At 56.7% G+C, this 26,878-nt stretch carries 20 protein-coding genes; 10 read left to right on the top strand and 10 right to left on the bottom strand.

The annotated features are described in order from the left end of the window. Nucleotides 1-28: 28 nt before the first annotated feature. The gene (locus tag A3OW_RS0113245; RefSeq protein WP_051091856.1) at nt 29-337 is read left to right on the top strand and encodes a DUF2442 domain-containing protein; all 309 of its coding nucleotides are present in this window, start codon (nt 29-31) and stop codon (nt 335-337) included. 111 nt (nt 338-448) lie between these two features. Here the strand turns inward: A3OW_RS0113245 and A3OW_RS28870 are convergent, their stop codons facing one another. Continuing rightward, nucleotides 449-571 (bottom strand): hypothetical protein, encoded by a 123-nt coding sequence (locus A3OW_RS28870; protein WP_269746764.1) that lies wholly within the window; start codon nt 569-571, stop codon nt 449-451. Between the two features lie 210 nt (nt 572-781). Here A3OW_RS28870 and A3OW_RS0113255 point away from each other — a divergent pair, with 210 nt between their 5' ends. The 3 genes from A3OW_RS0113255 to wrbA all read left to right on the top strand — a co-directional run bounded on the left by A3OW_RS0113255 (nt 782) and on the right by wrbA (nt 4,197). Continuing rightward, a complete protein-coding gene (locus A3OW_RS0113255; RefSeq protein WP_020563925.1) occupies nt 782-2,740 on the top strand; it encodes an MBL fold metallo-hydrolase in 1,959 nt (652 codons plus the stop codon). Nucleotides 2,741-2,912: 172 nt separating this feature from the next. Then, on the top strand, nt 2,913-3,278 hold the full coding sequence (locus A3OW_RS0113260; protein ID WP_020563926.1) for a VanZ family protein: 366 nt from the start codon (nt 2,913-2,915) through the stop codon (nt 3,276-3,278). Nucleotides 3,279-3,594: 316 nt separating this feature from the next. After that, entirely contained in the window at nt 3,595-4,197 is a 603-nt protein-coding gene (wrbA, locus tag A3OW_RS0113265) for an NAD(P)H:quinone oxidoreductase (protein ID WP_020563927.1), read from the top strand. Between the two features lie 151 nt (nt 4,198-4,348). Here the strand turns inward: wrbA and A3OW_RS24975 are convergent, their stop codons facing one another. After that, nucleotides 4,349-5,215 (bottom strand): hypothetical protein, encoded by an 867-nt coding sequence (locus A3OW_RS24975; RefSeq protein WP_020563928.1) that lies wholly within the window; start codon nt 5,213-5,215, stop codon nt 4,349-4,351. 51 nt (nt 5,216-5,266) lie between these two features. Then, entirely contained in the window at nt 5,267-6,118 is an 852-nt protein-coding gene (locus A3OW_RS0113275; protein ID WP_020563929.1) for an EAL domain-containing protein, read from the bottom strand. 514 nt (nt 6,119-6,632) lie between these two features. Between A3OW_RS0113275 and A3OW_RS24980 the strand changes: the two genes are divergently transcribed. Then, a complete protein-coding gene (locus A3OW_RS24980) occupies nt 6,633-7,094 on the top strand; it encodes a Kazal-type serine protease inhibitor family protein (RefSeq protein ID WP_020563932.1) in 462 nt (153 codons plus the stop codon). 104 nt (nt 7,095-7,198) lie between these two features. Here the strand turns inward: A3OW_RS24980 and treY are convergent, their stop codons facing one another. Genes treY through A3OW_RS0113310 form a run of 4 tightly spaced genes read right to left on the bottom strand, consistent with a single transcriptional unit; the run spans nt 7,199 to nt 13,928 of the window. Further along, nucleotides 7,199-10,147: a malto-oligosyltrehalose synthase gene (gene treY / locus A3OW_RS0113295; RefSeq protein ID WP_020563933.1), complete on the bottom strand. Its 2,949-nt coding sequence runs from the start codon at nt 10,145-10,147 to the stop codon at nt 7,199-7,201. Next, entirely contained in the window at nt 10,144-11,991 is a 1,848-nt protein-coding gene (gene treZ / locus A3OW_RS0113300) for a malto-oligosyltrehalose trehalohydrolase (protein ID WP_020563934.1), read from the bottom strand. The genes treY and treZ overlap by 4 nt, the downstream gene beginning before the upstream one ends. 9 nt (nt 11,992-12,000) lie before the next feature. Beyond that, a complete protein-coding gene (locus A3OW_RS0113305; protein WP_020563935.1) occupies nt 12,001-13,242 on the bottom strand; it encodes a glycosyltransferase in 1,242 nt (413 codons plus the stop codon). Beyond that, nucleotides 13,239-13,928, bottom strand: coding sequence for a DUF5752 family protein (locus A3OW_RS0113310; protein ID WP_033411739.1), 690 nt, complete (start codon nt 13,926-13,928; stop codon nt 13,239-13,241). The genes A3OW_RS0113305 and A3OW_RS0113310 overlap by 4 nt, the downstream gene beginning before the upstream one ends. Nucleotides 13,929-14,549: 621 nt before the next feature. On the opposite strand from A3OW_RS0113310, the gene A3OW_RS0113320 reads away from it, so the two are divergent. Together A3OW_RS0113320 and A3OW_RS0113325 are read left to right on the top strand one after the other, a co-directional pair. Continuing rightward, a complete protein-coding gene (locus A3OW_RS0113320; protein ID WP_020563938.1) occupies nt 14,550-16,934 on the top strand; it encodes a phosphoketolase family protein in 2,385 nt (794 codons plus the stop codon). A 36-nt stretch (nt 16,935-16,970) separates the two neighbouring features. Further along, the gene (locus A3OW_RS0113325) at nt 16,971-18,188 is read left to right on the top strand and encodes an acetate/propionate family kinase (protein WP_232422381.1); all 1,218 of its coding nucleotides are present in this window, start codon (nt 16,971-16,973) and stop codon (nt 18,186-18,188) included. Nucleotides 18,189-18,242: 54 nt separating this feature from the next. Here the strand turns inward: A3OW_RS0113325 and A3OW_RS0113330 are convergent, their stop codons facing one another. Continuing rightward, nucleotides 18,243-19,439: a cation:proton antiporter gene (locus tag A3OW_RS0113330; protein WP_020563940.1), complete on the bottom strand. Its 1,197-nt coding sequence runs from the start codon at nt 19,437-19,439 to the stop codon at nt 18,243-18,245. Between the two features lie 162 nt (nt 19,440-19,601). Between A3OW_RS0113330 and A3OW_RS24985 the strand changes: the two genes are divergently transcribed. The 3 genes from A3OW_RS24985 to A3OW_RS0113345 all read left to right on the top strand — a co-directional run bounded on the left by A3OW_RS24985 (nt 19,602) and on the right by A3OW_RS0113345 (nt 22,081). Beyond that, the gene (locus A3OW_RS24985; RefSeq protein ID WP_157385892.1) at nt 19,602-20,108 is read left to right on the top strand and encodes an NUDIX domain-containing protein; all 507 of its coding nucleotides are present in this window, start codon (nt 19,602-19,604) and stop codon (nt 20,106-20,108) included. 40 nt (nt 20,109-20,148) lie between these two features. Further along, complete coding sequence (locus A3OW_RS0113340; RefSeq protein WP_020563942.1) at nt 20,149-20,340, top strand: hypothetical protein; 192 nt, start codon at nt 20,149-20,151, stop codon at nt 20,338-20,340. Between the two features lie 334 nt (nt 20,341-20,674). Next, the gene (locus A3OW_RS0113345; protein ID WP_020563943.1) at nt 20,675-22,081 is read left to right on the top strand and encodes a TolB family protein; all 1,407 of its coding nucleotides are present in this window, start codon (nt 20,675-20,677) and stop codon (nt 22,079-22,081) included. A 176-nt stretch (nt 22,082-22,257) separates the two neighbouring features. Here the strand turns inward: A3OW_RS0113345 and A3OW_RS0113350 are convergent, their stop codons facing one another. Beyond that, entirely contained in the window at nt 22,258-23,703 is a 1,446-nt protein-coding gene (locus A3OW_RS0113350) for a TolC family protein (protein ID WP_020563944.1), read from the bottom strand. Beyond that, on the bottom strand, nt 23,690-26,866 hold the full coding sequence (locus tag A3OW_RS0113355; protein ID WP_020563945.1) for an efflux RND transporter permease subunit: 3,177 nt from the start codon (nt 26,864-26,866) through the stop codon (nt 23,690-23,692). Before A3OW_RS0113355 ends, A3OW_RS0113350 begins: the two co-directional genes overlap by 14 nt. Nucleotides 26,867-26,878 lie beyond the last annotated feature (12 nt).

Raw genomic sequence — 26,878 nt, forward strand, 5'->3', positions numbered from 1 at the left:
AATTCACTTCATTTTTCGGAAGCTTGGCATGCATACTTCCACGATTGAAATCGAGGTTCCTGCCGCTGAAAACACCACGGTTTCAGAGGATACTCTGAGCGTTGACTTGAACGATGGCCGAACGATCTCCGTCCCGCTGGCGTGGTATCCGCGCTTAATTTGCGCAACCCGATCGGAGCGGAATAATTGGCGCCTGATCGGAAAAGGCTATGGAATACATTGGGAGGACATCGACGAAGACATCAGCGTAGAAGGGCTATTGGCAGGTAAGCCTTCGGGCGAAAGTCAAACCTCATTCAAGAAATGGCTCGCAAGCCGTCCACTCCAATCTTCCTGACCACTGCGAGTTCAGTAGAATGCGGTGGCGCCAGGAACCGCGCTTGTGCCCTTGAGGGTATCCATCGCGAACGATGCGGTTCGTTTCCTTACAGCAATCCCACAATTCAATTTATTCGCGGCTATTCTGCATCACCTTGTCGTGATGGTTCGGGTCGTGCCGATCCTGTCCCTTGGTGTTTTCGCAGCCCGAAAGAAATATCAGCAAGAAAAGCAACAACGCGGAAGTTTTCATCGTTCTCTCCTTCATCAAAGATTGGCCGAGGCGGATAACATAGCAGATTATGGAGCCGCTCAATAAGAAAATCTTGTCTAAAAAGGATCTTATCCGAATGAATCCCGGCAAATAATGCTCGTCGAACGACAATGGCACCGTCGATATCGTCGCCTTGCCACAGGCAGGGATGATCTGCGATAGTAATTGCGTCCTTTGGAGGTAGCCGCCATGATCGATCCAGCGCCGGAAACGCTATTGCCGTATTGTCCTACCAGTCTGACCGAGCAATTGCTAACCGGAGGGCCGAGGATTTTGCTGTACGGCGAGGCAGGCATCGGCAAGTCCTACCTGGTTAACGAACTGGCCCGGATCTTCGCCGAAAAGGGTCTGTCCTGCTCCTGCATCACCGCCGATCCCGGCTCGCCCCTGTTCGGTTTGCCGGGCACCGTGTCTTTGGGGCAGTGGCGGAAAGAAGGCTGGCAAGTCTCGTCATTCGAAGCCTTGTGCTCGTTGGATGCGGGCCGCTTCCGCCTGCCGCTTCTAACCGCGGTCGGCCGGTTGAGCCGCAAGGTACCCACGGGTCTGCTGCTGGTCGATTCCCCCGGCGTGGTTCGGGGGATCGCCGGAGCCGAATGGCTGACCGGCGTGGCCGAACTGCTGAACATCGACACTGTGCTGGTGCTGAACCGCCGGTCGAAACCGCTGCCGTTAAGGCAGGAGCTGTCGTCCTTGGGCATTCACATTCTTGCCGTTCATGCGCATCCCGATGCCTGTCATCCCGGCCAAACGGCCAGAACGCGCAAAAGAACCGAACGGTGGCGCGCTTATCTCGAGACCCTTCAGGACATAGCGGTTCACCTTGACGACCTTCATTTGATCGGCGCGCCGCCGCCTATCGACGTGCCGGCGGCCTGGAACGGCCGCCAATGCGCCTTTGTCGAGCCCGGCCGGACCGTGAGCATCGGCGAAATCGTTGCCCTGGAACAGAGGCGGCTTCGAATCCGTCTGCCCAGGGCGGCATCGACCACCGGCATTCTGCTGGTGCGCGATGCCCGCAGCGAGAAAAACGGCCTGCTGGTCAGCGCCAGGCCGTTCACTTCCGGCAATCTGCAATTTTTGCCGCCGCCCGACGCCCTGCCCTATCGGGCCAGGGATGACGGCGGAGGACCCAGGCCCGTCGCCCGATTGCGCGGCGGTTTCGCGACGATGATCAACGGCGTTTTCGGTGACCCGCTGCTGCATCTTAGGCTCCGCCAGCGCCAACGCAGCCTGCTGTTCGATCTTGGCGACTCCGGCCGCCTGCCCACCCGCATCGCCCATCAGGTCAGCGATGTCTTCATCAGCCATGCCCATATCGACCATATCGGCGGCTTTCTCTGGCTGTTGCGTTCCCGTTTCGGCGATTTTCCAAGCTGTCGCCTGTACGGTCCGCCGGGACTGGCCGCGCATATCCGGGGCCTGATCGCCGGCGTGCTCTGGGACCGCATCGGCGATGCCGGGCCGCGGTTCGAAATCGTCGAAATTCACGGTGATCGCTTGCGCCGGACCCGGCTGCAGGCCGGCCTAAGGGAAGGCGTTGCGCTTCCCGAAGTGCCGCTTGCGAACGGAATCGTCCTGGACGATCCGCTGTTCCGCGTCCGCACCGCGACGCTGGACCATCTCACACAGGTACAAGCTTATGCTTTCGAGAGCAAGCCCAGCATCAGCGTCGATAGCGCCGTGCTCAAAGCGATGGGCCTTCCGCCCGGCCCCTGGCTGAACCGTCTGAAGGCGCTGATCGGCAAGGGCGACGGCGAAACGATGATGCCATTGCCCGACGGCAACCGCCGGAAGGCAGCGGAGGTAGCCGCACAGCTTCTGATCGTCAGGCCCGGAGAAAAGCTGGTCTATGCGACCGATCTGGCCGATACCGCAGCCAACCGGAAAGCACTCAGCACCCTGGCGGAGCGCTCCGACTTTTTTTTCTGCGAGGCCGCCTTTCTCGAAGACGATGCCGATCAGGCGCAGCGCACCGGCCATTTGACGGCAAGGGCCTGCGGCGAAATCGCAAATCTGGCCGACGTCAAGCAACTGGTGCCGTTCCATTTTTCCCGGCGCTATGAAAACCGGCCCGAAGCCGTCTACCGGGAAATCGGCGCGGTCTGTTCAAGAGTCGTCACTCCTGCGCAAAGCGGCAAGAACGATTGAAACGCAAACAGGGCTTTCATTCCCGTCTTGAATCGAAGGCGACTATCCAAAATCGTCGAAAAAGTTTATAGTACCGAGTAAAAATAACCGTTTATCAAGCAGTTAAATCGGCTTATCCGTTTTTTGACGTCCATTGAAAGGACGCAGTTCCTGCTCACGTTCCGGAAAACTCATGAGTATCGGCATAAAAATAAGCAAATACTGGGGCTTCATTTTCTGGATTTGCCTGCTATTGATTCTTTTTCTGTCTTTAATGCCCACCGTGCCTCATATGCCGACTACGGGTTGGGACAAGACCAACCATCTTGTTACTTTCGCTTTTCTGTCCGTTCTGGGACGCAAGGCCTATCCGGAGCGTCATGCGGCGCTGTTCCTGGGGTTGCTGTTTTACGGGGGGCTCATCGAATTATTGCAGTTCTTTACGCCTTCCCATTTCGCGGAATGGGAAGACTGGGCCGCGGATGGCTTGGGGTTGGTTATCGGAGGGAGGCTGGAAGGTTTATTCTACAGGTCCGGCCGCGCTTCTTATTCGGAATGAGAGGCGGTAGGGATTTTTTCCGACCGATACGCGGTGAAACCCGGTCCGGACCATCGTCCGTTAACCGTATTGAGCTCAATCGATCGGCGCGGGTTTCAAACAGGTAGATATTTCACTTTCCCACTTTGGATGCCGGCGAACAGGATCCGGATATCAGTTAAGGATCTCCTGAAACTTTTTATCTTGTCCGAATCTCTTACTTATCCGGTTTAAAAATAAATAAAGGAGCAGTCGTGTTTGCCGGACGGGATGGCCGAAGCACCAACTATTCAGATCCAGACAACAAATTGCGGGCGCTAGCCGAAGGAGACTGACAATGAGCAAAATCCTAGTTTTGTATTACAGCATGTATGGACATGTCGAAACCCTGGCGAAGGCGGTGGCCGAGGGGGCGCGTTCGGTTGAAGGCGTTGAAGTTGTCGTCAAGCGGGTGCCCGAACTGATGCCGGAAGACAAGGCGCGCAAGGCCGGGGCGAAACTGGATCAGGAGGCGCCCATCGCCACGACGGACGAGTTGCCGGATTACGACGCGATCATTTTCGGGACGCCCACCCGTTTCGGCAACATGTGCGCCCAGATGCGCAATTTCCTCGATCAGACCGGAAAGCATTGGACTCAGGGCTCGCTGATCGGCAAGGTGGGCAGCGTCTTTACCTCCACTGCGACCCAGCACGGCGGTCAGGAGACCACCGTTACCTCGTTTCATACGACGCTCTTGCACCACGGCATGGTCATCGTCGGCGTGCCGTATTCCTGCCAGGGGCTAGTCAACATGAATGAAATCACCGGCGGCTCGCCTTACGGCGCGGCGACGCTGGCGGGCGGCGACGGCAGCCGCCGGCCGTCGGAGAACGAATTGGCCATCGCCCGATTTCAAGGCGAGCATGTGGCGAAAATCGCCAAAAAGCTGGCGGCGTAACGAGTCGAGCCTCTTCTAACCGTGATAGGTTGGGTTGCACGCTTTTTGCAACCCAACATCGATCGGCATCCCAATCCTGTTGGCTTGGCTACGTCAACCGCAACCCGCGTGGTCCTCATAGCGTTTTTGATGCAGCCGAACGGTTCTTTCATTATTGAAAAACGCTCTCGGCGACCGGCTCTGCCAATGACGAGGGCTCCGAATACATATCGAAATTGCCGCCTTCGATCAGGTCGAAGCGGGCCAGTTGCGCCATGAAGGCCTGTTCCCCGCGGTCGATCTTCAGGATCGTTTGCGCGCCCGCCGTATCCAGCAGTTCTTTCAAGCGGCTCAATGCCCTGGGTAAAATGCACTCGGCCACGTATTGCTGCGAAGCATGGACGCGAATGTAGTCCGGTGCGATCCGTGTCACCAAATCCCAGATGCCGGTCATCGAATTCAGATTGCCAGTGTTGAGCGCGATCCGGTAGCCTCGGCTTCGGTAATTGTTCAACCCGGTCAAAAGCCGGTCCTGATGGGACACGTACAGGCTATTCAGAGTCATCGCAATCACCACGTTGCGGGTGGACAGTCCGCAGCGGTCGATCACTTCGGCAAAATAAGCTCCGTGATCGCGCCGGACTCCGACCACGTGCCGGGGATCGACCTCCAGAAACAGCACTTTATCCGGAGTGACGATAGGAAGGTAGTTCAGCATGTGCACGGTGCGGGTCAACCGGTCCAGATTGATGATGGTGTCGAAATCGGACTGGCCCTCATCGGCGGCCGCCGGGGAATTTTCGATGACATGTCTCTGTATCGCAAAGGGGTCGTGCGTCGCCACCGAGCAGGCGACCGTATGGCCGATGATCTTCAAGGGATCGGCAAGAGGCCTGACCGAGGTGAACACGCTGCCGACCCGTATCGGACCGAACAGTCCGCCGACTTGTCCGCCCTGCAAGATTAAAGGACGAAAATGAGCGCGATGCTCTTGTTCGAACCGGTCGTTAAAATATTCGACTAATTGTTGTAACGGCATAATTTTTTCCTGTGTTAATAATTCGCGGTGACGAGTCTGTTTTGCTAAGTTTCAGCCTCCGGCCTGCTGGCCGGGATGCCAGGCGTTTTTTTGCTTGAGCCAATAAGCGGCGGAATTCGGTCTCGACAGACAGAATCCCTGGCGAAAGCGCGCTCCGGACTGTTCCGCAAGAGCCAATTGCTCGGGCGTATCGACCCCCTGAACAATGGCGACGCTGCCGGATTGATGGATCAACTCCACCAGCGTGGGCAAGGAACGTCGGGCTTTGTCATCCTTTACCGCCGCGTGCAGGAGGGAGTTGTCCAGTTTCACGAAATCGGGGCTGATCCGCCACAATCGCTTGAAATCGCTGCGTTCCTTGCCGAAGTCCGAAACCGCGATCTTGAATCCGCTTTGGCGAAAATTCCTCAGCGCCTTGTCCAGCAGCGGCGAATCTTCCTGATCGCTTTCCTCCAGTTCGATCACGACGCGCCCGGGCGGCACCGAAAGCGACTGCACGATGCCTTCGAATACCTTGCCGTGCGTATCGACGCGGCTCAACAAGGCCGGATGAACGTTGATGAAAAGCAGATCCCGGGCGGAGCTGAACGGAAGAAAATTCAGCAGATGGAGCGTTCGGCAGATCCGGTCGAAAATAACCAATCCTCCGGTTTTCTCGATGTACCGGAAGACAAAAGGCGTCTCCACTTGTAACGTTCTGCCGAGCGAAGGCCTGAGCAGCGCTTCGTAGCCCAGAATACCGCCTTCGCCTGCAACCAGCGGCTGAAATACGCTTTCAAGATGGAACCCCCGATACCGGCCGAAATATTGACCGGCTTTGCCGGGAAGCAGATGTTCTTGAAAATCGTGCAGCAACGCGTCCTGCATTTTTTCGTTCAAGGTCGTGATGAGAGTGCTGGTCATTTTCCTGCTCCTGTGGTGTTGTTCAATAATGCAAAGCCAGGGTGAAAGTCCTGAGAATTCGGTATCCGCTAAACCAGTCCGCCGCTCTTCTTCATAAGCCAAAGGCTTCGTTCGCCGAAAAAATGGCGGGCAAAGCCCGCCGAGCGGGGTATCAACTTTCGGCAAGAGACAGAACGAGCCTTGGGATCGTCCGGTCCATTCATGACGGACCGCGGCAATGGGGATTATCTTAGGAAAAATTTGATTTTTAATAAAACGATAAGATTAGAAATATATATCTTATTTTTTGATATATACAGCCTCAACGTCTTCTTTCTAGCATTTAAGATAATTCTTGACAGATGAGTTTGAAGACAGTAAAAAACAGATGGGTCCGGGCGGTAATGCGCCGCCCGCCCGGGAAATTCCGGCCGGATGAAAGAATCGGCGCCATAGCCGTCCTGCCGGGCTTTGAAAGCACTACCGTTTGCAACTTCTTTCTTGATTTTTACCTGGATCGTTAGGGAGGTTAGCCATGCCGTACAAGCTCATCGTATCATTCATCGGCTGCTGTTTCACTCTGGCCCTTGCCGGCTGCGAAGACAAGTCGAATACCCCACCGCCGCCGAAAACGGAGATTTGCGGCACCATCAAGGGAATTAGCTGCCCTACGGGGCAATACTGCGACTTCGGAGTCGGTCAGTGTAAGGTAGCCGATGCCCAAGGCACCTGCAAGACCCGGCCCGACGTTTGCACCAGGGAATTCCGGCCGGTCTGCGGCTGCGACGGCAAGACTTACGGCAATGCCTGTACCGCTGCGGCGGCCGGCGTCTCCATCGACCACGAAGGAGAATGCGCTCCGGCCAATCCGCAGGCCTGTGGGGGCATCGCCGGAACTCAATGTCCCGAAGGCCAAAGCTGCGTCGACGATCCCACGGACAGTTGCGATCCCGCCCAGGGCGGCGCCGATTGCGGCGGAATCTGCAAGAGCCAGTGACCATCGCCGCCGTCTGCAAGAACGCGTGACCCGGCTTTCCAGTTGGAGGCCGACGGCAACCGGGATCGGTAAGGGGTTGCCGTTGTTTTTCATTCACCGAAAGATCAGGGCGCCGATAAAATGGCGAAAGGAAAGGCGTTAAACACGTCCCGCACCCGAAGTTGAAGATGATCTTCGGCGGGCGTGGCGGCCATTTTGCGCCGAGAAAACCATTCCCGATAGTCCGTCGGCGCATCCGGCGGCAGTTCCAGCCAGGTATTGTCCCAAAAACCCTGAAACGGCGGATCGAATCCCGCATTGAACAGCGAGGCCGTTAACCTCGGGACCACGATAACGGCAAAATCATCCGGAATCTTTCTGGCATAGGCGAGACAGTGGTCGGCGTGCCTGCCGCGGACGCTGATTTTAATGTATTCGCCTTGCTGGAATAACGCGGAATGGCGAAGCCGGAAACGTAAGGTCAGGGTAACCGTGAACAGTTTGATGCGCCCGTCGTCCATGGTCCCCAGCAAGGCATCAATCAGCGGCCCTCGGTCGCCGTCCGACTCGGCCAGCAACGCTTCCATCTCGTCCAGAATTCGTTCGTGCCGGTGAAAATCGATCGGACGCCGGTTGTCGGGATCGACCAGGGTAAACTGCCATAATTCGCTTCCCTGGTACAAATCCGGCACGCCGGGCGAAGTCAGGTGCAGCACGGTTTGCGCCAGAGCATTCAAAAGGCCCGGTTTTCGGATTTGTTTTTCGAAATGGACGAAGTCCGTTAGAAACGGCGACCGGGTTTTGACGTCCAGGCACCGGCAAACGAAATCGTCCACCGCCTGCTCGTAAGCTTCGTCGGGATTGACCCAGGAAGTCTCCTGTTTGGCTTCCCGGATCGCCTTGATCATATAGTTGCGGATCCGCTCCCGGTAACGTTCCAGTTCCGGATCGGTCAAAGCCGCCAGCGGCCAGGTTCCGATCAGGACCTGATAAAACAGATACTCGTCATTGCGGGTGATGTGTTTTTTACGCGCTTTGGACCGGTGCGGCCGGTTCAATTTATGCCAGCGGATGACGGCTTCCTGCCATGGCCTGGGCATTTCACTCAAAACGTTGAGTTTCGCCCGAACGTCGGCGCTGTGCTTGCTGTCGTGCGTAGACAAGCTCAGAAGACTGTGCGGCCATTTCCTGAGCCGTTCCTGATTGATGTGATGAAAGGCATTCACCGAAGTGCCGAAGCAGCCCGGATCGCCGCCCACCTCGTTCAAGGAAACGAGGCGGTGGTATTCGTACAGCGCGGTGTCCTCATAGCCTTTGGCCATGACCGGAGCGGTATACTGCTGCAGTTTCATCACGAACCGGAGCAGATCCCGGCTCGCCACCATCGGATTCGGTTCCAGCAACAGAACGCTCCGGATGAAATCGAATACGGTCTTGTCGGCGGCGCGGCTTCGCTGCCTGCCGCATTGAACCGCCCAATGGATGTACTGGCCGTCTTTCTTGCTGGGCGGCTCGCTGTTGATGTAAGTACGGTACACCGGAAAGCAGGCGACGACTTCGGTCAAAGCCTGCCGCAAGGCATTCAGGGTATAGTCGCGGGTTTTATAACTGGCCTGCGCGATTCTGTTGAGCTGATTGGCGAGCACGGTGAGTTCACTGGCCAGCAGCGTGGCGATCACGAACTTTTTGGCCTGGTAAACCACTTCGCCGAAATCCTTCCGCTCCTTGATAAACTGTCCGTAACAGCGCGTCAGAACCGGTTCCGCCCGGCTGTCGATGAAAACGCCGTTGACGGCATTGGCGTATTCGTAACCCGTCGTGCCGTGAATCGCCCAGTCGCTCGACAGATATTCGTAATTGGCGACGATTTTTTCGGCCACGACGTAAACGGGCGGCGTACTGGGCGGCGGCTCGATGCCGAGAGCCTCCGAGAGTTTGCGGCAGAGACGCTGATAGTAAGCCACGGGATCGTACAGTCCGTCGGCATGATCGATTCTGAGCCCCTGGATTTTACGCTCCGCGATCAGCGACAGAATGAACCGGTGCGTGGCGTCGAAAACCTGTTCATCCTCGACGCGGACGCCGGCCAGATCGTTGACGTCGAAAAATCGGCGATAATTGATTTCATCGCCGGCGACGCGCCAGTAGGCCAGACGGTAAACCTGCTGTTCCAGCAGGGCGTGCAGTTCACTGCTTTCTCCCACCGAGCGGTTGATTTCGTCGAGGCGGGCTTCGATGTGCCGAAGAACCGGCGGATTATCGGCACAAAGGCGGGCAAGATGTTTCTTGAACACTTCTTTGTCCCGGTTGCGCTCCTCCTTCTTTTCTTCCGTCGTTTCGGTGCGCTGCGGCAATTTGCTGAAGCTGTTTTCGAGCGTCTGATATTCCAGAAAGACCGGATCGTCGGCGGCGAACGTTTTTTTCAACGCCTCATGCTGGGAATTCAGGATGAACGGGTAGGTCTGCGGATCCACCGGAAAACAATGCTGATGGTAATCGATGGCAAACTCGCCTTTGAACACATCGAAAAACAATTTTAATTCATGCTGTTCCAGGATGTCCCCGTACGGGCCGCCCAGAACGGGAACCAGGATTTTGTTTTGCAGCGCCCGATTGCCGGGATGCCAGTCGATGTCGAAAAAAGAGGCGTAAGCCGAAGTCTGTCCGTTCTCCAGCACGTCGAGCCACCACTCGTTATTGTTGCCCATGATGCCGACGTGGTTCGGCACGACGTCCATGATCAGGCCCATGCCGTTTTTCCGCAGTTCGGCAACAAAACGCTCGAAATCTTCCCGGCTGCCGATTTCGGGATTGATGGTATTGTGATCGACGATATCGTAACCGTGGCTGCTGCCGGGACGCGCTTTCAAAAAAGGCGAGGCGTAACAGTGGCTGATGCCGAGCCGGCGCAGATAGGAAAGGTAGCGGGTCGCTTCGGTGAAATTGAATTGCTTGTTGAACTGCATGCGATAGGTAGCGACGGGAATCGCCGCTTCGCTCGGGGGCGGCGCCAGTTTCAGCGTGCCGCCTTCGGTGTCGGCGAGAGCCGGAAACTTCGCATGCCATTCGTTCATGACTGCGGCTCCTCGAGATAAATCAGCACCGACCAGGGACTTAGGCGCCCGAGACGAAATTCATCCTGCAAATCGCCGGCGCTGGCATACAATATTTGACCTTCCGGCGGATGATCCAGAGAAATCGGCTCCCGGCCGAGATTCGCGTTCAACAGCAGCACGGAACCGTCGTTCAATCGCCAGCGCACATGAATCGCCCGATCTCCCAGCAACCGGAAGCCGGCTTGCCCGCCGCCTAGATTTCCTATCCTCGGAATAATCTCGCGTTTCCGGATGCGCAGCAATTCGCGGTGGAATTCCAGCCAGTGCCGGTGGTGCGGCAGCTCGATTTCCTCCCAGAACAGTTTGGCGGACTGAAAGGTTTGCGGCGCGCCGGGCAGCGGCATCTGGCTCAGCACCTCATCGTCGGCGAACGCCGGAAACCCGGAGAATTCCCGGCGGCGGCCCGCCGCCACTTGCTCGGCCAGTTCCTCGGGAAAATCCACAAAATAAGGAAAAGGCGACGAACAGGCCCATTCCTGCCCCATGAACAACAGCGGCGGAAAGGGCGCAAGCAGGAGCAGCGCGGTAGCCGCCCGCACCGCTTCCGGGATGGACAGATCGGTAATCCGTTCGCCCAAAGGCCGGTTGCCCACCATGTCGTGATTCTGTAAAAAGGAGATGAAAGCCGTCGGCGGCAGATCCGAGGACGGTTTGCCTCTCGGCCGGCCTTGCCGATAAGCAGACTTCTCGCCCTGATAAGCGAAGCCTTCGGTCAGGCAGCGCCCCAGATGGCGCATCGGTTGCTGTCCGTAATCCCGGTAATAGCCGAAAGTCTCCCCGGTCAGCAGCACGTGCAGGGCGTGGTGCAGATCGTCATTCCACTGGGCATCGAAAAAGCGACGAGGATGTGCCGGATCGTGCCGCAGATACTGCGGAGCATTGTTGTCGTTTTCCAGCATCAAATACACCTGCCGGTCGAAGCCGGGCCATTGCCGCACCGTTTCAGCCAGTTCCTCGAGAATGCCGGGCGAATTGTCGTCGAAAATGGCATGAACCGCATCCAGCCTCAATCCGTCGAAATGATATTCTTCCAGCCAGTACAGCGCGTTGTGAATGAAATACTGCCGCACCCAGCGGCTGCCGGAAAAATTGAAGGCGTCGCCCCAGGGAGTGAGAAAACGGTGGGTGAAAAAATTCGGCGCGTATTGCCGGAGATAATTCCCTTCCGGCCCGAAGTGGTTGTAGACCACGTCGTTGAAGACCATCAGGCCTTTGCCGTGCGCGGCGGCGATCAGATCCTTCAGGTCGTCCGGCGTGCCGTAGCTGCTGTCGGGTGCAAACGGCAAGACACCGTCGTAGCCCCAGTTGCGCTGGCCGGCGAACTCCGCGACGGGCATGAGCTGGATCGCGGTCACGCCCAGATCGACCAGATGATCCAGGCGGTTTTTTACTCCGGCGAACGTGCCTTCCGGGCTGAACGCGCCGACGTGCAGCTCATAAATGACCGTATCTTCCCAGGGGCCGGCCTGCCAGCCGTGGTCCTGCCAGCGATAAGCCGACGGGTCGACGACCTGGCTGGAACCGTGCACGTCCCACGGCTGATAGCGGGATGCCGGATCGGGCACGTAATGAGTGCCGTTGATCAGATACTGGTAATAAAAACCGCTGCTGGCCAGCTCGGTCGTGATGCCGAACCAGCCGTCGTCTTCAGCCGCCATGTGCAGCCGGAATTCGGGCGCTGCGCCCTGCAGGCATAATTCGACCCGTTGGGCGCCCGGCGCCCACAAGCGAAAATTGACCCGGCCGTCATCCAAGATCCGGGTTCCGAAAGGCATCGGATGACAACTGTGAACGTCGGTCATGGCCACTAGTCAACTCAGTTCCAGCCGGTCGACGGCGCCGTACTGGAGGGAGACCAATAAAGTCAGATACTCGCGCAATTGCCGGGTCAACAGAAAGTTTTCGCGGACGAACTCCCTGCCTTTGTTGCCCATCTCCAGCATTTGCTGCTTCTGGTTGAACAGATAGCGGATACGCAGGGCGGCGCCTTCCGGCGTATTCACCAGAAAACCGGTATGAAAATCGATCACCTGCAGACGAATGCCGCCGGTATCGCCGCCGATCACCGGCTTGCCTTTCCATAACGCTTCGGTGACGGTCAAACCGAAACCCTCCCTAGTGGATTTCTGCAGCACGATATCGGACAGCCTCTGCAGCGCGTTGATCGTGCGATGGGCGTCCGGCGGCAGCAGCAATATTTTAATGTCGGGATCCTCGCCCGCGGCGAGGCGCACTTCGCTGAGCACGGCCTCGCCTTCGGGATCGTCGCTGGCGCCGCCTCCGGCCAGCACCAGTTGCAAGGAAGGAATGTATTTTTTCGCCAGCTTATAGGCTTCGATAACGCCTTGCGGATCTTTGAAGCGGTCGAAACGGGAAATCTGAGTGATCAGCGGCGCCTCGGGAGCCAGTTCGAAACGCTGCCGGACAGCGTCCAGTTCGTCTTGAGCCAGCTCCACGTTCTTTTCGCTTAAGGGGTCGATGCTGGGCGAGACGATGTAGGAAGGATGGGGCAGCTTCTGCACGAACTGCGGCAAAGAAAAAATGCTGGCGTCGTAATTCCGGATGAAGCGATCGATAAAGCGCCAGGTTCCGCGATGCGGATGACTGGCGTCGATATGGCAGCGCCAGATCCATTTGCCCTTGCGCTTGGGACAGAACGACAGCAGCGCCATCGGTTGCGGATCGTGGATTATGACGTAATCCGCCTCTTCCAGAATCGGCCGCAACTGGACGGCGTTCTGTTCGTTCACTTCCAGGAAATGATCCAACAGCTTTTCGGAGGTAGCGACCCGGTTGCCCTGGATGGCGTTATGAAAATTCTTCGTGCACTGGTAAAAATCGCTGTCTCCGGTGATGACTTCCCAGCGCGTGTCGATGCCGAGTTCGCGGCTTAACGGCACCAGTTTGTCCAGGATCTCGGCGACGCCGCCGCCCATCCTCGTGGAGTTGACGTGAACCAGCGTCTTGCCCCTGAGCGGCTCGGTCAACTGCTGAAGGTGCCGGATGACGTCCCGGCCGGTGACCTCGGCATAAGATTCCAACATCGTAGTCATGGCATGGGCTCCGCAAAATAAGCCTGGAAGGTATCGGCCAACTGCCGGCGCAGTTCGACCAGCGAGAGGAAATAAGGATCGATGCTGCCAAGCCGGGCAATCAGGGGCTGATAGGTTTCGCCGAAAAAGGCGAGCCAATGACGGAAATCGTCGGCTTTGTCCTCGGCGCGCCGACGGGCATCGATGAAATGATAGAAAATGCTGCTGACCGACATGCGCGGGATCAGCTCCGCCAGTTCCTGCGCGGACTCCACCCGCTTGTGCGTATCGAATACGACGATCTCGGAGCGGATGAAGTCGAATCGCTGCGAGGCACGGGCCCATTGCAGGTATTCGTTTTCCTCGAGACGGGCATCGATGTATTCCAGCAAATGGTAGCGCAATTCTTCCAGATCATTGAACGACGTAGGATCGAGTACGGCCAGTTGCTCCGCCAGCTTGGCATCGTGCAGGCTGTGCCGCACCCAGCCGGCAAAATCGTTGAGATATTCGCGTTCTTCGAAACGGGGCAGCAGCAAATTGGCCCAGAAATGATGATAAAGGCTGTCGTGCCCCAGGATTTCGATGTGATCGCGGAATTCTTTCAGAGTGGTCGCGCGTTTATTGATGGCGATCGCGATCAAGGCGCAATCCTTCATCACAAAGGGAGAAACTCCGGATTCGGGATTGTTGTTTGTTGCGTTCATGTTACCATCTCCCAAGAGCTTGCCAATTTTACTGTAGGAGCCGTTGGCCGGGCTCCCGGCGCAGAATCTTGTATTGTCTTGACCGATCGCCGAACATTTCGGGCAGTCCGGAATCCGGAAGGTTTATCCCCGCCATCCGCGACTTCCCTGCGCCGGTTAATGGTTGAAAAGCCTAAATAAATGACTGTGCATAATTTTCCGAGTTCAATTTTGTTCAAGGACGAGGCCGAGCAAGGGAATTCCCGCGCCATCCGACGTATCGGCATTTCGAACGGTTTCCGGGAAGCGGCTGAGACGGTGAAAGTATTCCGGAAATTTTCTCAAAAACTTTTAAGGGTTCTTCAAGTGATTGATCCTTAATCTGTGGGAGCGGCGCTAGCCGCGATCGTCGCGGCTAGCGCCGCTCCCACGCGAATATCTTCACAGTCCAGGTTGCGCTCCGGCCGATGAAGCGAGTCTTTTACCTTACCGGCCTCGACCCATGCCGGAGACGAAACGGAAAGGCCGGCACTTGTCCGAAGCCGACATACGCGCGTAATGAAAAATAAATTATCATGGGCTGGAGTTTTTATCCCTTCCTCCCATCCAATGGAAATTATTCAATAAAAATAGGAGCCTGCCATGCATGAAACCGCCCTCAAAAAAAATCATCCGCTCGACAAGGAATCGCTGCGCAAGATTCATGCTTACTGGCGAGCCTGCAATTATCTGGCCGCCGGCATGATCTATCTCCAGGACAATCCTTTGCTGAAAGAGCCGCTCCAGCCCGAACACATCAAAAAACGGCTGTTGGGCCACTGGGGCGCCAGTCCGGCCTTGAGCTTCACTTACGTTCACCTCAACCGCCTGATCAACCGCTACGACCTGAACGCCCTCTTTATCGCCGGTCCCGGCCATGGCGCGCCGGGCGTGCTCGGGCCGGTCTATCTGGAAGGCACGTATTCGGAAATTTATCCGAACAAAGGCGAAGACGCCGAAGGCATGCAGCAGTTCTTCAAGGAATTCTCCTTCCCCGGCGGCATCGGCAGCCATTGCACGCCGGAGACGCCGGGCTCCATCCATGAAGGCGGCGAACTGGGCTACAGCGTTTCCCATGCTTTCGGCGCGGCATTCGATAATCCGAACCTTCTGGTTGCGGTCGTGGTCGGCGACGGCGAAGCGGAAACCGGGCCTTTGGCGACCGCCTGGCACTCCAACAAATTCCTGAATCCCGTTTTCGACGGAGCGGTGCTGCCGATCCTCAATCTCAACGGCTACAAGATCAACAATCCGACGCTCCTGTCGCGCATCAGCCATGAAGAACTGGAATGCCTGTTCCGGGGCTACGGCTGGACGCCCTATTTCGTCGAGGGCAGCGAACCCGAAGCGATGCATCAGCGCATGGCGGCGGTCATGGAAGAGTGCATCCTGGAAATCCGCAACATCCAGTCGTCGGCGCGGGCCGGCGGCACCCTGGCGCGGCCGAAATGGCCGATGATCGTATTGCGCAGCCCGAAAGGCTGGACCGGTCCGAAAGAAGTGGACGGCCATAAGGTGGAAGGCTATTGGCGGGCCCATCAGGTGCCTCTGGCCGGCGTCAGGGACAATCCGGCGCATCTGAAACAACTGGAAAACTGGCTGCGCAGTTACAAGCCGGAAGAGCTGTTCGACGCCGACGGACGGCTGATCGCCGAGCTCAGAGAGCTGGCGCCGAAAGGCGCGCGGCGCATGAGCGCCAATCCCCATGCCAACGGCGGTCTGCTGCGCAAAGCGCTGCGTCTGCCGGATTTTCGCGACTACGGCGTCAAAGTGGAGAAACCGGGTCAAAGCGAAGTGGAAAACACCAAGCCTCTGGGCGTCTTTCTGGGCGACGTCGTCAAGCTCAATCCGAAAAATTTCCGCGTGTTCGGTCCCGACGAAAACACGTCCAACAAACTCGATGCCATATATCAGACCAGCAAGAAGATGTGGCTGGCCGATTATCTGCCGGAAGACGCCGACGGCGGCGAACTGTCGCCGGAAGGCCGGGTCATGGAAATGTTGTCCGAACATACGCTGGAAGGCTGGCTGGAAGGCTATCTCCTGACCGGACGCCACGGTTTTTTTTCCAGCTACGAAGCCTTTGTGCATGTGATCGATTCGATGTTCAACCAGCACGCCAAATGGCTGGACATCAGCAACGACCTGCCCTGGCGCGCGCCCGTCTCGTCGCTTAACCTGCTCATTACGTCCACGGTCTGGCGGCAGGATCACAACGGCTTTACCCATCAGGATCCGGGCTTTCTGGACGTGGTCGTCAACAAAAGCCCGGAAGTGACCCGCATTTATCTGCCGCCCGACGTCAATACGCTGCTCTCGGTCGCCGACCATTGTTTGAAGAGCACCGATTATTTCAACGTGATCGTTGCCGACAAGCAGAAGCACTTGCAATATCTGGACATGGACGAAGCCGTCACCCACTGCATCAAAGGCATCGGCATCTGGGACTGGGCGAGCAACGACCAGGATTCGGAACCGGACGTGGTGATGGCGTCCTGCGGGGATATTTCGACGCAGGAGGCTCTGGCCGCGGTCTGCCTGTTGCGCGAGCATTTTCCGAAATTGAAGATCCGTTTCATCAACGTCGTCGATCTGTACCGGATGACGCCGGCGAGCGAACATCCGCACGGCCTGACCGACCGGGATTTCGACAGTCTGTTCACCACCGACAAGCCGATCATTTTCAATTTCCACGGCTATCCCTGGCTGATTCATCGTTTGGCCTACCGGCGCACCAATCATCCAAACCTGCACGTGCGGGGCTACAAGGAAAAAGGCAACATCAATACGCCGCTCGAGCTGGCCATTCGCAACGAAGTGGACCGCTTCAGCCTGGCCATCGACGTGATCAACCGGGTTCCGGGCCTGAACGTGGCCGGCGCCCACGTCAAGGAGAAACTGCGCAACATGCAGATCGAGTGCAGCTATTATGCCTACGAGTATGGAGTCGACAAGCCGGAGTTCGCCTCCTGGCAGTGGCCGCAATGACCCTTCTGCGCTAATCGGGAATTGGAGGAAATGGACATGCCACACGGTTTCTCTACGGTGCTGGTCGTCAACTGCGGCAGTTCCTCGATCAAATACTCGATGATGGCGATGGATCGGGGCCATCTGTGCGCAAGCGGCCTGGTGGAAAAAATCGGCGAGAACGGCAGCCTGCTCAGGCATCGCGCGGACAATGCCAAAGGGGAACCGGTCGAAAGCCGCCGCGAGATCAAGGCAGGCGATCATCGCGCCGCCTTTGCCCATATCGCAGCTCTGTTGCGCAATACCGGCATCCTGGCGGACGGCGCCGGCCCAGATGCGATCGGCCATCGGGTCGTGCACGGCGGCGAAGCCTTTTCGGCGCCGGTACGGATCGACCCGGACGTCATCGCGGCGATACGAACGCTGAGTCCCTTGGCGCCGCTGCACAATCCGGCGAACCTGATCGGCATCGAAGCCTGTCTGGACGCGTTTCCGTCGGCGTCCCAGGTCGCAGTGTTCGACACCGCCTTCCATCAGACCCTGCCTCCCCATGCCTACCGCTACGCGGTTCCGAACGACTGGTACGAGCGCCACGGCATCCGCCGTTACGGTTTCCACGGCACTTCCCACCGCTACGTCGCCGAACGGGCCGCGGAATATTTGGGACGTTCCTTGCAGGGGCTGAAAATGATCACGCTGCATCTCGGCAACGGCGCCAGCGCCGCCGCGATACGGCATGGCCGCTGCATCGATACCTCGATGGGCTTCACGCCGCTCGAAGGCCTGGTCATGGGCACCCGCAGCGGCGATCTGGACGCGGCGGTACCTCTGTATCTGGAAACCGCTCTCGGCGAAAGCGCCGATTCGTTGCAGGCCATGCTTAACCGGGAGGCGGGATTGAAGGGCTTGTGCGGCAGCAACGATCTCAGAGAAGTGCTCGGCCGGGAGCAGGCCGGGGACGAGCACGCGCGGCTGGCGCTGGAGATCTACTGTTACCGCATCAGAAAATACGTCGGCGCTTACTTCGCCGCGCTCGGCGGTCTGGATGCCCTCGTGTTCACCGCCGGCGTCGGCGAAAACTCGCCCGTGGTCAGAAGCCGGATCTGTGCCGGACTGGAAGCTCTCGGCATTGCCGTCGATCCCGAATTCAATGAGCGATCGCCCGAACCGGTCAATGAAATCGGACGGCGCGGGCAAGCCGTCCGCGTGCTGGCCGTGCGCACGAATGAAGAGCTGCAGATCGCGCGGGAAACGTTGTCGGTGCTGACTTCCTGAAGCCTTTGCGATTTGCGCGGCGGGCAGGACGAATCTCTTCGTCTGGCGTGCTCCCTAAAGCCGTCCCTGATATTTACTGTAAAATCCTTTCAAGACGAAAGGCGTGACCAAAGTCGTCAGCGCAATGACAAGAATCATCCCCGCATAAATCTCATTCGTAAAGATTCGGCTCTGCCTGCCCAGCTCGGCAAAGATCAGGCCGACTTCGCCCCGCGGCACCATCGCCAATCCGATGGCCCACCGTTGCAGCCAACTGCCTTTGATAAAAACGGGGCTCAGCACTTTTCCTGCCACGGCCACCAGCAACATGCCGGAAGAAAACAGCCAGACAAACGGTGAACTCCAGTCGACCTCGCGCAAATTCAGCGTCAATCCGACGGTGACGAAAAAAATGGGCGTGAACAGCCGGATGATCGGTTTCATTTGCGCTTCGATTTCGTGCGCGAAATCGGGATCGGTGGCCAGAAAAGCGCCGAACGGCAGATAAAAGCGCCGGGACAGGGCCAGCCCGGCGGCAAAGCCTCCGAGCAACTGCGGCGCGCCCATCTCGTGGGCAAGCCAGGCGAACAGCATCATCAGAGCGACAATAGTCGTGGGAATCAGGCCCGGCGCCTCGCTTCGCCTGTACAACCGGTGAATGACGAACGACAGCAATTTGGCGGCGAACGGCGCGAGCACGAAGAAACCCAGCATCGACAGCAAAATTCTTCCTGCATAGATCAGATCGATTCCCGCTCCCTGGGAAAATTGATACAGCAGAGCCAGCAGAATCACGCCGAGAACGTCGTCCAGCACCGCTGCCCCCAATACGATTTGCCCTTCGACCGAATCCTGACGGCCAAGATCGACCAGCACTCTCAAGGTGATGCCGATGCTGGTCGCGGTCAACGTCCCGCCTATGAACAAGGCGGTCAGCAAAGGCAGTTTGAACAATCCGTAGGCCATCCAGAGCGCCAACACGAACGGCAGATTCAGACCGATAAAGGCGACCGCAAACGATTTGAGGCCGGTTTTCACCAGGCGCTTGACGTCCGTTTCGAGGCCGACTTCGAAAAGCAGCATGATGATGCCGATTTCGGACAGCAGCCGGACGCCTTCGACGGGCTCGACCCAGCCCAGCAAGCTGGGCCCCAAGAGAACGCCCGCCAGCAGTTCGCCGATGACCGGCGGCATTTTGAGCCGAACGGACAACTCGGTAAACAACCTGGCCGAGAGCAGAATGAGAAACAGCTTTAAAAAATAGTCGTGCATGGTTCAATCGGGTCGCCGGATGCCAGTCTTCAAGATATCGGACTCTGAAAGTCGTCAAAATATCTATCGAGTCAATAAGTTCATGCGGGCGGAACGGCTTCGGCTTGAGGAGACGAGGGCAATCGCCCGAAACTCTGGTAAAATCCGGAGCCATTATCTCTCATGAGTTTTTCTCGTTCCATGCTTCAAAGCGCCGGTATTTTGTTGTTCAAATACGCCGATGGCGAGCTTCAAGTAATGCTGGTGCATCCGGGCGGCCCTTTCTGGTCCGCGAAAGACCAAGGCGCCTGGTCCATTCCAAAAGGGCTGATCGATGCCAACGAAGAGCCGCTGGCCGCCGCCCGCCGCGAATTCCGGGAAGAAACCGGCGGCGAGGCGCGAGGTAATTTCATCGAGCTCGGCCGGCTGAAACAGCCGAGCCGCAAAATCATTCACGTCTGGGCGGCCGAGTGCGACTTCGACGTGAGCAAAATCGTCAGCAATACCTTTGTGCTGGAATGGCCGAAAAACTCGGGCCGGCTCAACGAATTTCCCGAAATCGACCGGGGCGGCTGGTTCGGCTTGGCCGAGGCGAGAGTCCGGATGCAGAAAGGCCAGCTCGGCTTTCTCGACCTGCTGGAAGCCAAGCTTCGAGAAACGCGCTCAGGCCGGCTCCCGGATCCGGATTGAGCCTCCGCAGCCCGTTCGAAAGTTTAACAAGCCGGCGGCATTGACGGTCGCGATCATCGAACGCGACTTTGTCAAGCTGGCGCTGTATTGTCCGCCCTGTCTGATCCATTCCTATCGCTGGGCTCCGGGCGATACCGCGCTGTCGTTAACCTCGGTCTGGGAGTGGGCCGCGGGCTACGCCTTGATGGCGGCGATCTTTTTAAGCGACCGCCGGGTTTATATCCGGGGATAGCGGTTTGGAGCCGAAAGGTAAAGATAATTCCGGAAGCCAAAATTAAAGGCGAGCCCTCCGCGTCATCAGGCTTGTAGTGCGGTAAGTCGAACTGGTGAGCCGCTCCGGTTTGGACTCGAAGTAACGAGAACGGCTAAAATGAATGGAAGGTATTGACTACATATGTTAGAGTCTCAAGCCCACTCAGGCCAAACCCGTCTGCAAGTCAAGGGCGACGGAAAGCCTCCGATCGGGATCAATGGAAAAAGCCGGGCGTCCGAAATAAAGTTCCCTGACGGCAGAAGAGTGGTTTTATAAAGCCGACCCCATCGTAAAAATAAAAAAGCGACTAAAAATGAAAATAAAAAGCTCTATCTCCGATAAATTATCCTCCCGTTCCCTTTTCGCCTGCCTGATTCCGATTCTGGCGACTTCTCCCGCCGCCGTCGCCGCGCCGTCTTCGATTGTTCGCGCGTCGGTAGCAGATAACGGCCAGGAAGGCAACAATTCCAGTTCCACTTATTTCGGCCCGACGCTCTCCGCCAACGGCCGCTACGTGGTTTTCAAATCCGATGCCAGCAACCTGGTGCCGGGAGACAACAACGGACTGGCCGACATCTTTGTCCGGGATCTCAAAAAAGGAACCACCCAGCGCGTCTCCGTATCCGCTGCGGGAACCGACAGTAACGGCGACAGCTACGCTTTCGCCCTATCCTCCGACGGCCGTTACGTAGCGTTCAGTTCGGGAGCGAGCAATCTGGTGGAAGGAGACGCCAACGGCGTTTACGACGTGTTCGTGCGTGATCTCAAAATCGGTGTCACTCAACGAGTGTCGGTAGATAGTAACGAAAAAGAAGCGGACGGAGGCAGTTACGAGGCTTCCGTTTCTGCCAACGGGCGCTATGTGGTATTCAATTCCTCGGCCGGCAACTTGGTTCCGGGAGACGACAACGAGACCACCGACGTTTTCGTGCGCGATCTTAAAACCGGCATCACGGTGCGTGCATCGGTCGACAGTGCCGGAACCGGCGGCAACAGCTACAGCCAGGATCCCGTCATTTCGGCCAATGGGCGGTTCGTGGCGTTTTCGTCCGGTTCCGACAACCTGGTGCCCAACGATACGAACGGACTGGCCGATATTTTCGTTCATGATCTGAAAACCGGCGAGACCAAGCGGGCCTCGGTGAACAGCGCCGGCGGGGAAGCCAGCGGGGCGGGATACGCCCCCTCCGAATATTGCGGCGGCGCCAGCGAATATGTTCTGTCAAGCTATCAGCCTTCCATTTCCCGTTACGGGCGCTTCGTCGCGTTTGCGTCGGGCGCCTGCAATCTGGTGGAGGGCGATCACAACGCGGACATTGTCGAGGGCTCCTATAACGGGGCGGATATCTTTGTGCACGACTTTAAGACGGGCAAGACGACGCGCGTCTCCGTCGACAGTGCAGAAGGCGAGTTCAAGGGATACAGCGTCTTGCCTACCATTTCCGCCAACGGCCGCTTCGTGGCGTTCACTTCCGATTACGGCGGAGCCTACAATGAGTGGGGTTATTTGACCACGAATGTGGTCGTGCACGACCGTAAAACCGGTACGACCGAAGTAGTGTCGGTCGATCCGAAAGCGGCGAACAGCAATTATTTCGGCAGTTACGGCGCTTCCGTTTCTGCCACCGGCCGTTTCATCTCGTTTGCGTCCGATTCCAGCAATCTGGTTCCGGGCGATAACAACGACTCCGACGACGTCTTCGTGAGCCGCAGGTGGTAGGCTCGGGCCGATCAGCAACGGCCTGATTCAATCCGTTCGGGGTGGGATAAGCCAGTTTTGGCTTTCCCGATCAGCTCACAGGATGCGGTGACGACAGGAACCGCATCCATCGCGAACGATACCCAAAGGGCACGAGTGCGGTTCGATCCTCACCGCGCCCTACAGCCCTGCGACCCTTACGACTGCCAACCGCCGCCGAGCGATTTATACAAATCCACCATGGCGCTCATTTGCTTCTGTTTCGTTTCGATGAGTTCCTTTTTGGCGTCCAAAGCATCCCTTTGCGTCAATAAAACCTCCAGATAATCGGCGCGGGCCGACAGAAACAACTGGTTGGCCACGTCGATCGATTGCACGAGCGAGTCCACTTGATTGCTCTTGAAGCGATAGTTTTTGTCCAGGTTGTCGATGTTCGAAATTTGATTGGCCACTTCCATATAAGCCTTGATGATGCTTTGCTCGTACTCGTAAGCCGCCTGAATCTGCTTGGCGTTGGCGTTTTTGTATTCGGCGATGATCGCGTTTTTGTTCACCAGCGGCGCGACCATCTCGCCGGCGATCGTCGCCGCCAGTGACTCCGGCGTGTTGATCAGGTATTTGAGCGCGAACGCCTGAAAGCCGATGCCGGCCTTGATGCCGAAAGTCGGGTAAAAATTTGCCCGCGCCACTTTGATGCTCAAGTCGGCCGCCGCCAGCTCCAGCTCCGCTTGCCGGATGTCCGGCCGGTTTTGCAGCAATTGCGAGGGGATGCCCACTTCGAGCATTTTCGGCTTGATACTCATGAAGCCGGCCGAGCGGCGCTTAATCGTTCCCGACGTGCGCCCCAGCAAAAAATTGATGCGGTTTTCAATGACGCTGATCTGCTGTTTGATCTCGTATTTTCTGCTTTCGTTTTTGGTCACTTCCGCTGCGTAACGTTTGACCGCGAGCGCATTCGACCTGGCATAAATCTGCAATTGCTTGACCATCTCCAAGCCATTCTGCAGAATGGTGATGTATTGCTCCAGATTCTCAAGCTGATTGTCCAGCGCGAGCAGTTCGTAATACGAATGCGCGACCTCGGCGACCAAATTGGTCACCAAAAAGTGCCGGCCTTCGATCGACGCCATGTAGTCCAGCACGGCCACTTGTTTCTCGTTCCTGAGCTTTTTCCAGACGTCGATCTCCCAGGTCGAAAACAGCCCGAACTGATAATCGCCGAGCAAGGTCGGAAACGACTCGCCCGGCCGTATTTCGAGATTTTCCTCGACCGCGCCGCTGCGCGTAAATTGGCCGACCTTGTCCGCGCCGGCGCCCGCGCCGATGCCCACAAAAGGCAGATAAGCGCCTTTCCGCCGTTGAATTTCATTTTCCGCCACGCTGATGCGCTGCAGCATGATGTTCACTTCCTTGTTGTTCGCGACCGCCGATTTGATCAATGCGATCAAATCGGGATCTTCGAAAAAATCGGCCCAGTTCGCGGTCGCGGTATTTTTTTGTGCCGAAACGCCCTGCGTATTCTTGAAACCGTCCGGCAACGCGGTGTCGGCTTTTTTCGCGGTCATCGCCGGGATGCCGCAGGCTTGCAACATCAGCCCCGCAACGCCCAACAGCAAAAACCGCAATGTCTTACTCTTCAACATCATTCGTACCGTAGTGATATTTTTCGGTTAAAGGATCGATATCTTCGTGCTTAATTAAGCGCTTGCCTTCGATCATCTTGGCAAAGACGTAATACAACCCGGGAATCAGCACGACGCCGAATACGGTACCGAACAACATTCCGCCCAAGGCGGCCGTGCCGATCGTCCGGTTGCCGACAGCTCCCGCTCCGGTGGCAATCGCCAACGGAATCAGGCCGGCGATGAACGCGAACGAAGTCATCAAGATCGGGCGGAAACGCGCTTTGGCGCCCTCGATCGCCGCCTCTTTAACCGTCATGCCCTGAGCTTGCTTCTGCACCGCGAATTCCACAATCAATACCGCGTTTTTGCCGAGCAACCCCACTAACATCACCAGCCCCAGTTGGGAATAGACATCGTTGGCAAGACCCAATTCTTTCAGCAGGAAGAATGCGCCGAAAAGACCGGGGGGCAGCGAGCATAATACGACTAACGGCAAAACAAAGCTTTCGTACTGTGCGGCCAGCACCAGATAGACGAACATGATAACGACCACGAAGATCTCTATTGCTTCAGTACCGCGGCGGGCTTCGTCAAACGTCAAGCCTTCCCACGCGACGGCAAAACCTTGCGGTAAAACTTCAGCGGCGACTTCCTGGATCGCCTTGATGGCGGCTCCTGTGGTATAACCGGCCGCCGGCTCGGCGCGGATAGCGGCGGAATTGTAAAGGTTATAACGCGTGATCTCGTTGGGACCTTGCCGTTTCTTCATGGTCATGAAGGCGGAGTACGGCACCATCTCGCCTTTGTCGTTTTTCACGTAGTATTTCAACACATCCTCAGGGAAGCGCCGAAATTCGGGCAGAGCCTGGGCATAGACCTTAAAAAAGTTGTTGAAGCGGATAAAGCCCTGCTCATAGGTGCTGCCGATCATGATGTCCAGGTTGTTCATCGCCTTGTCGATGGTCACGCCTTTTTGCATCGCGAGCTTATTGTCGATAATCAGTTCGTATTGCGGATAATTGGCCGCATAAAAGGTAAATAATCCGGTCAGCTCCTTGCGTTTGCGCATCGCATCCATGAACGTATGGTTAATTTTGTCGAACTCGAAGTAATCCGTGTCTATGGTCTTGTCCAATAAACGAAACGCCAAGCCGGATGCCGCGCCGTAACCCGGCACTGCCGGCGGTTGAAAAAACTCGATGACCGCACCCATGTCATGGGTTTTCTCCTCGAGTTCGTGGATGACGTCCTGTACGGAATGTTTACGTTGGGTCCAATCTTTCAGATTGATGACACAGGTGCCAGCATTCGAACCGCGTCCTTCGGTGAGCACTTCGTAGCCTGCCAAGGAAGAAACCGATTGCACGCCGTCGATTTTTTCAGCTATCTCTTCCAGTTGCCGCGCCACTTTGTTCGTCACTTCGATGGTGGAGCCGGGCGGCGTCTGGATAATCGCGTAAATCATGCCTTGGTCTTCACCCGGAATAAAGCCGGAAGGCAAGGTTAGACTGACAGTATAAATACCGAAACAAAATCCGCCCAATATCGAAAAGGTCAACAACCGTCGCATGACGACGACATTAAGAATTTTAATGTATCGTCCCGTGACCTTTTCAAAAATGGCGTTGAATGCATCAATGAAAAGACTGATCGGCGTTTTCCGTTTTTTCTGTCCGTGCGTGTTTTTTAGAATCATCGCGCACAGAACCGGGGAAAGCGATAACGCCACGATCGCTGAAATGACGATCGACGATGCCATGGCGATACCGAATTGCCGGTAAAATACGCCGACCGGCCCGGACATGAACGCAATAGGGACGAACACGGACACCATGACCAGCGTAATCGCTACAATGGCGCCGCCGATTTCCCCCAAGACTTTTTTCGAGGCGACAAAAGGAGAAACATGCTCTGCCTCCATTTTCGCATGCACCGCTTCGACCACCACGATCGCATCATCGACCACGATGCCGATGGCCAACACCAGGGCGAACAGCGTAATCAGGTTGATGGAAAGCCCGAACGCCGACATCACGGCAAAGGCTCCAATCAGCGAGACCGGTACCGCAAGTATTGGGATCAAGGTGGAACGCCAGTCGCCCAAAAACACAAACACCACCAAGGATACCAGCAAGAACGCTTCGCCCAAAGTGTGCAGGACTTTGTCGATGGAAGCTTCAACGAATCTCGATACGTCGTAATTAATTTCGTAGTCCATGCCTTCCGGGAAGGATTTTTTCAACTCTTTCAATTTTTCCTTGACGTCCTCTATGACCTTTTGGGCATTAGTACCGTAGTTTTGTTTCAGCACGATGGATGCGGAAGGAAACCCGTCTTTATCGGAGTAAATATTATAAAACTCGCTGTTCAGATCGACTTTGGCAATGTCTTTAATGCGCAGAATCTCACCTTCCGGGTTGGCCCGGACAATAATGTTTTCATATTCTTCCTTTTTATTGAAACGCCCTTTATAGACCAGCACATATTCTTTGGACTGGGCGGCAATGCCCGTGCTTTGGCCCAGTCGGCCGGGACGTCCGATAATGCTTTGATCCCCGATGGCGTCCATCACCTCGTCGACCGAAACGTTATAGGCCCGCATCCGGTCCGGATTCAGCCAAATCCGCATCGCATATTGGCGGGCGCCCAATATGGTTGCTTGGGCGATGCCGGTGATGCGCTGAATTTCCGGAATAACGCTGACGTAGGCATAATTAAATAAAAGCTTCTGATCGGCGTTTTTGTCCTTGCTGTACAGGTTGACGTACATCAGCATGCTGGGCTGGACGAAGTTCACGATCACGCCTTCCAACTGTACCAGTTTGGGCAGTCTGCTCATCATCTGATCCACGCGCGTCTTTACGTTAACCATCGCAATGTTGGGATCGACCCCCAGATTGAAATACACTTGAATGGTCGATTCGCCGGCGCTGGTCGCATCCGAGGTGAGGTATTTCATGCCGGGCACGCCGTTAATGGCGCGTTCGATCATAATCAGGGACGACTGCACCAGCACGTCGGCGCTGGAGCCGGGAAACGATAACGAAACCGTAACCCGCGGCGGCGCAATATCTGGAAACTGGGCAATGGGCAAGGATCGGATTGCCAGGAAGCCCATGAACAGGAACACGAGCGATAACACGATCGCCATCACGGGTCTTTTAATAAAGATGTTAAACATGATTGATCACTG

The organism is Methylosarcina fibrata AML-C10, assembly GCF_000372865.1.
In the GTDB taxonomy this organism is placed as follows: Bacteria; Pseudomonadota; Gammaproteobacteria; order Methylococcales; family Methylomonadaceae; genus Methylosarcina; species Methylosarcina fibrata.

Bases quoted from the DNA above. Each gene is read 5' to 3' on its own strand.
- A3OW_RS0113245 (WP_051091856.1), top strand. From the start codon at position 29: ATGCATACTTCCACGATTGAAATCGAGGTTCCTGCCGCTGAAAACACC.
- A3OW_RS28870 (WP_269746764.1), bottom strand. From the start codon at position 571: ATGAAAACTTCCGCGTTGTTGCTTTTCTTGCTGATATTTCTTTCGGGC.
- A3OW_RS0113255 (WP_020563925.1), top strand. From the start codon at position 782: ATGATCGATCCAGCGCCGGAAACGCTATTGCCGTATTGTCCTACCAGT.
- A3OW_RS0113260 (WP_020563926.1), top strand. From the start codon at position 2,913: ATGAGTATCGGCATAAAAATAAGCAAATACTGGGGCTTCATTTTCTGG.
- wrbA (WP_020563927.1), top strand. From the start codon at position 3,595: ATGAGCAAAATCCTAGTTTTGTATTACAGCATGTATGGACATGTCGAA.
- A3OW_RS24975 (WP_020563928.1), bottom strand. From the start codon at position 5,215: ATGCCGTTACAACAATTAGTCGAATATTTTAACGACCGGTTCGAACAA.
- A3OW_RS0113275 (WP_020563929.1), bottom strand. From the start codon at position 6,118: ATGACCAGCACTCTCATCACGACCTTGAACGAAAAAATGCAGGACGCG.
- A3OW_RS24980 (WP_020563932.1), top strand. From the start codon at position 6,633: ATGCCGTACAAGCTCATCGTATCATTCATCGGCTGCTGTTTCACTCTG.
- treY (WP_020563933.1), bottom strand. From the start codon at position 10,147: ATGAACGAATGGCATGCGAAGTTTCCGGCTCTCGCCGACACCGAAGGC.
- treZ (WP_020563934.1), bottom strand. From the start codon at position 11,991: ATGACCGACGTTCACAGTTGTCATCCGATGCCTTTCGGAACCCGGATC.
- A3OW_RS0113305 (WP_020563935.1), bottom strand. From the start codon at position 13,242: ATGACTACGATGTTGGAATCTTATGCCGAGGTCACCGGCCGGGACGTC.
- A3OW_RS0113310 (WP_033411739.1), bottom strand. From the start codon at position 13,928: ATGAACGCAACAAACAACAATCCCGAATCCGGAGTTTCTCCCTTTGTG.
- A3OW_RS0113320 (WP_020563938.1), top strand. From the start codon at position 14,550: ATGCATGAAACCGCCCTCAAAAAAAATCATCCGCTCGACAAGGAATCG.
- A3OW_RS0113325 (WP_232422381.1), top strand. From the start codon at position 16,971: ATGCCACACGGTTTCTCTACGGTGCTGGTCGTCAACTGCGGCAGTTCC.
- A3OW_RS0113330 (WP_020563940.1), bottom strand. From the start codon at position 19,439: ATGCACGACTATTTTTTAAAGCTGTTTCTCATTCTGCTCTCGGCCAGG.
- A3OW_RS24985 (WP_157385892.1), top strand. From the start codon at position 19,602: ATGAGTTTTTCTCGTTCCATGCTTCAAAGCGCCGGTATTTTGTTGTTC.
- A3OW_RS0113345 (WP_020563943.1), top strand. From the start codon at position 20,675: ATGAAAATAAAAAGCTCTATCTCCGATAAATTATCCTCCCGTTCCCTT.
- A3OW_RS0113350 (WP_020563944.1), bottom strand. From the start codon at position 23,703: ATGTTGAAGAGTAAGACATTGCGGTTTTTGCTGTTGGGCGTTGCGGGG.
- A3OW_RS0113355 (WP_020563945.1), bottom strand. From the start codon at position 26,866: ATGTTTAACATCTTTATTAAAAGACCCGTGATGGCGATCGTGTTATCG.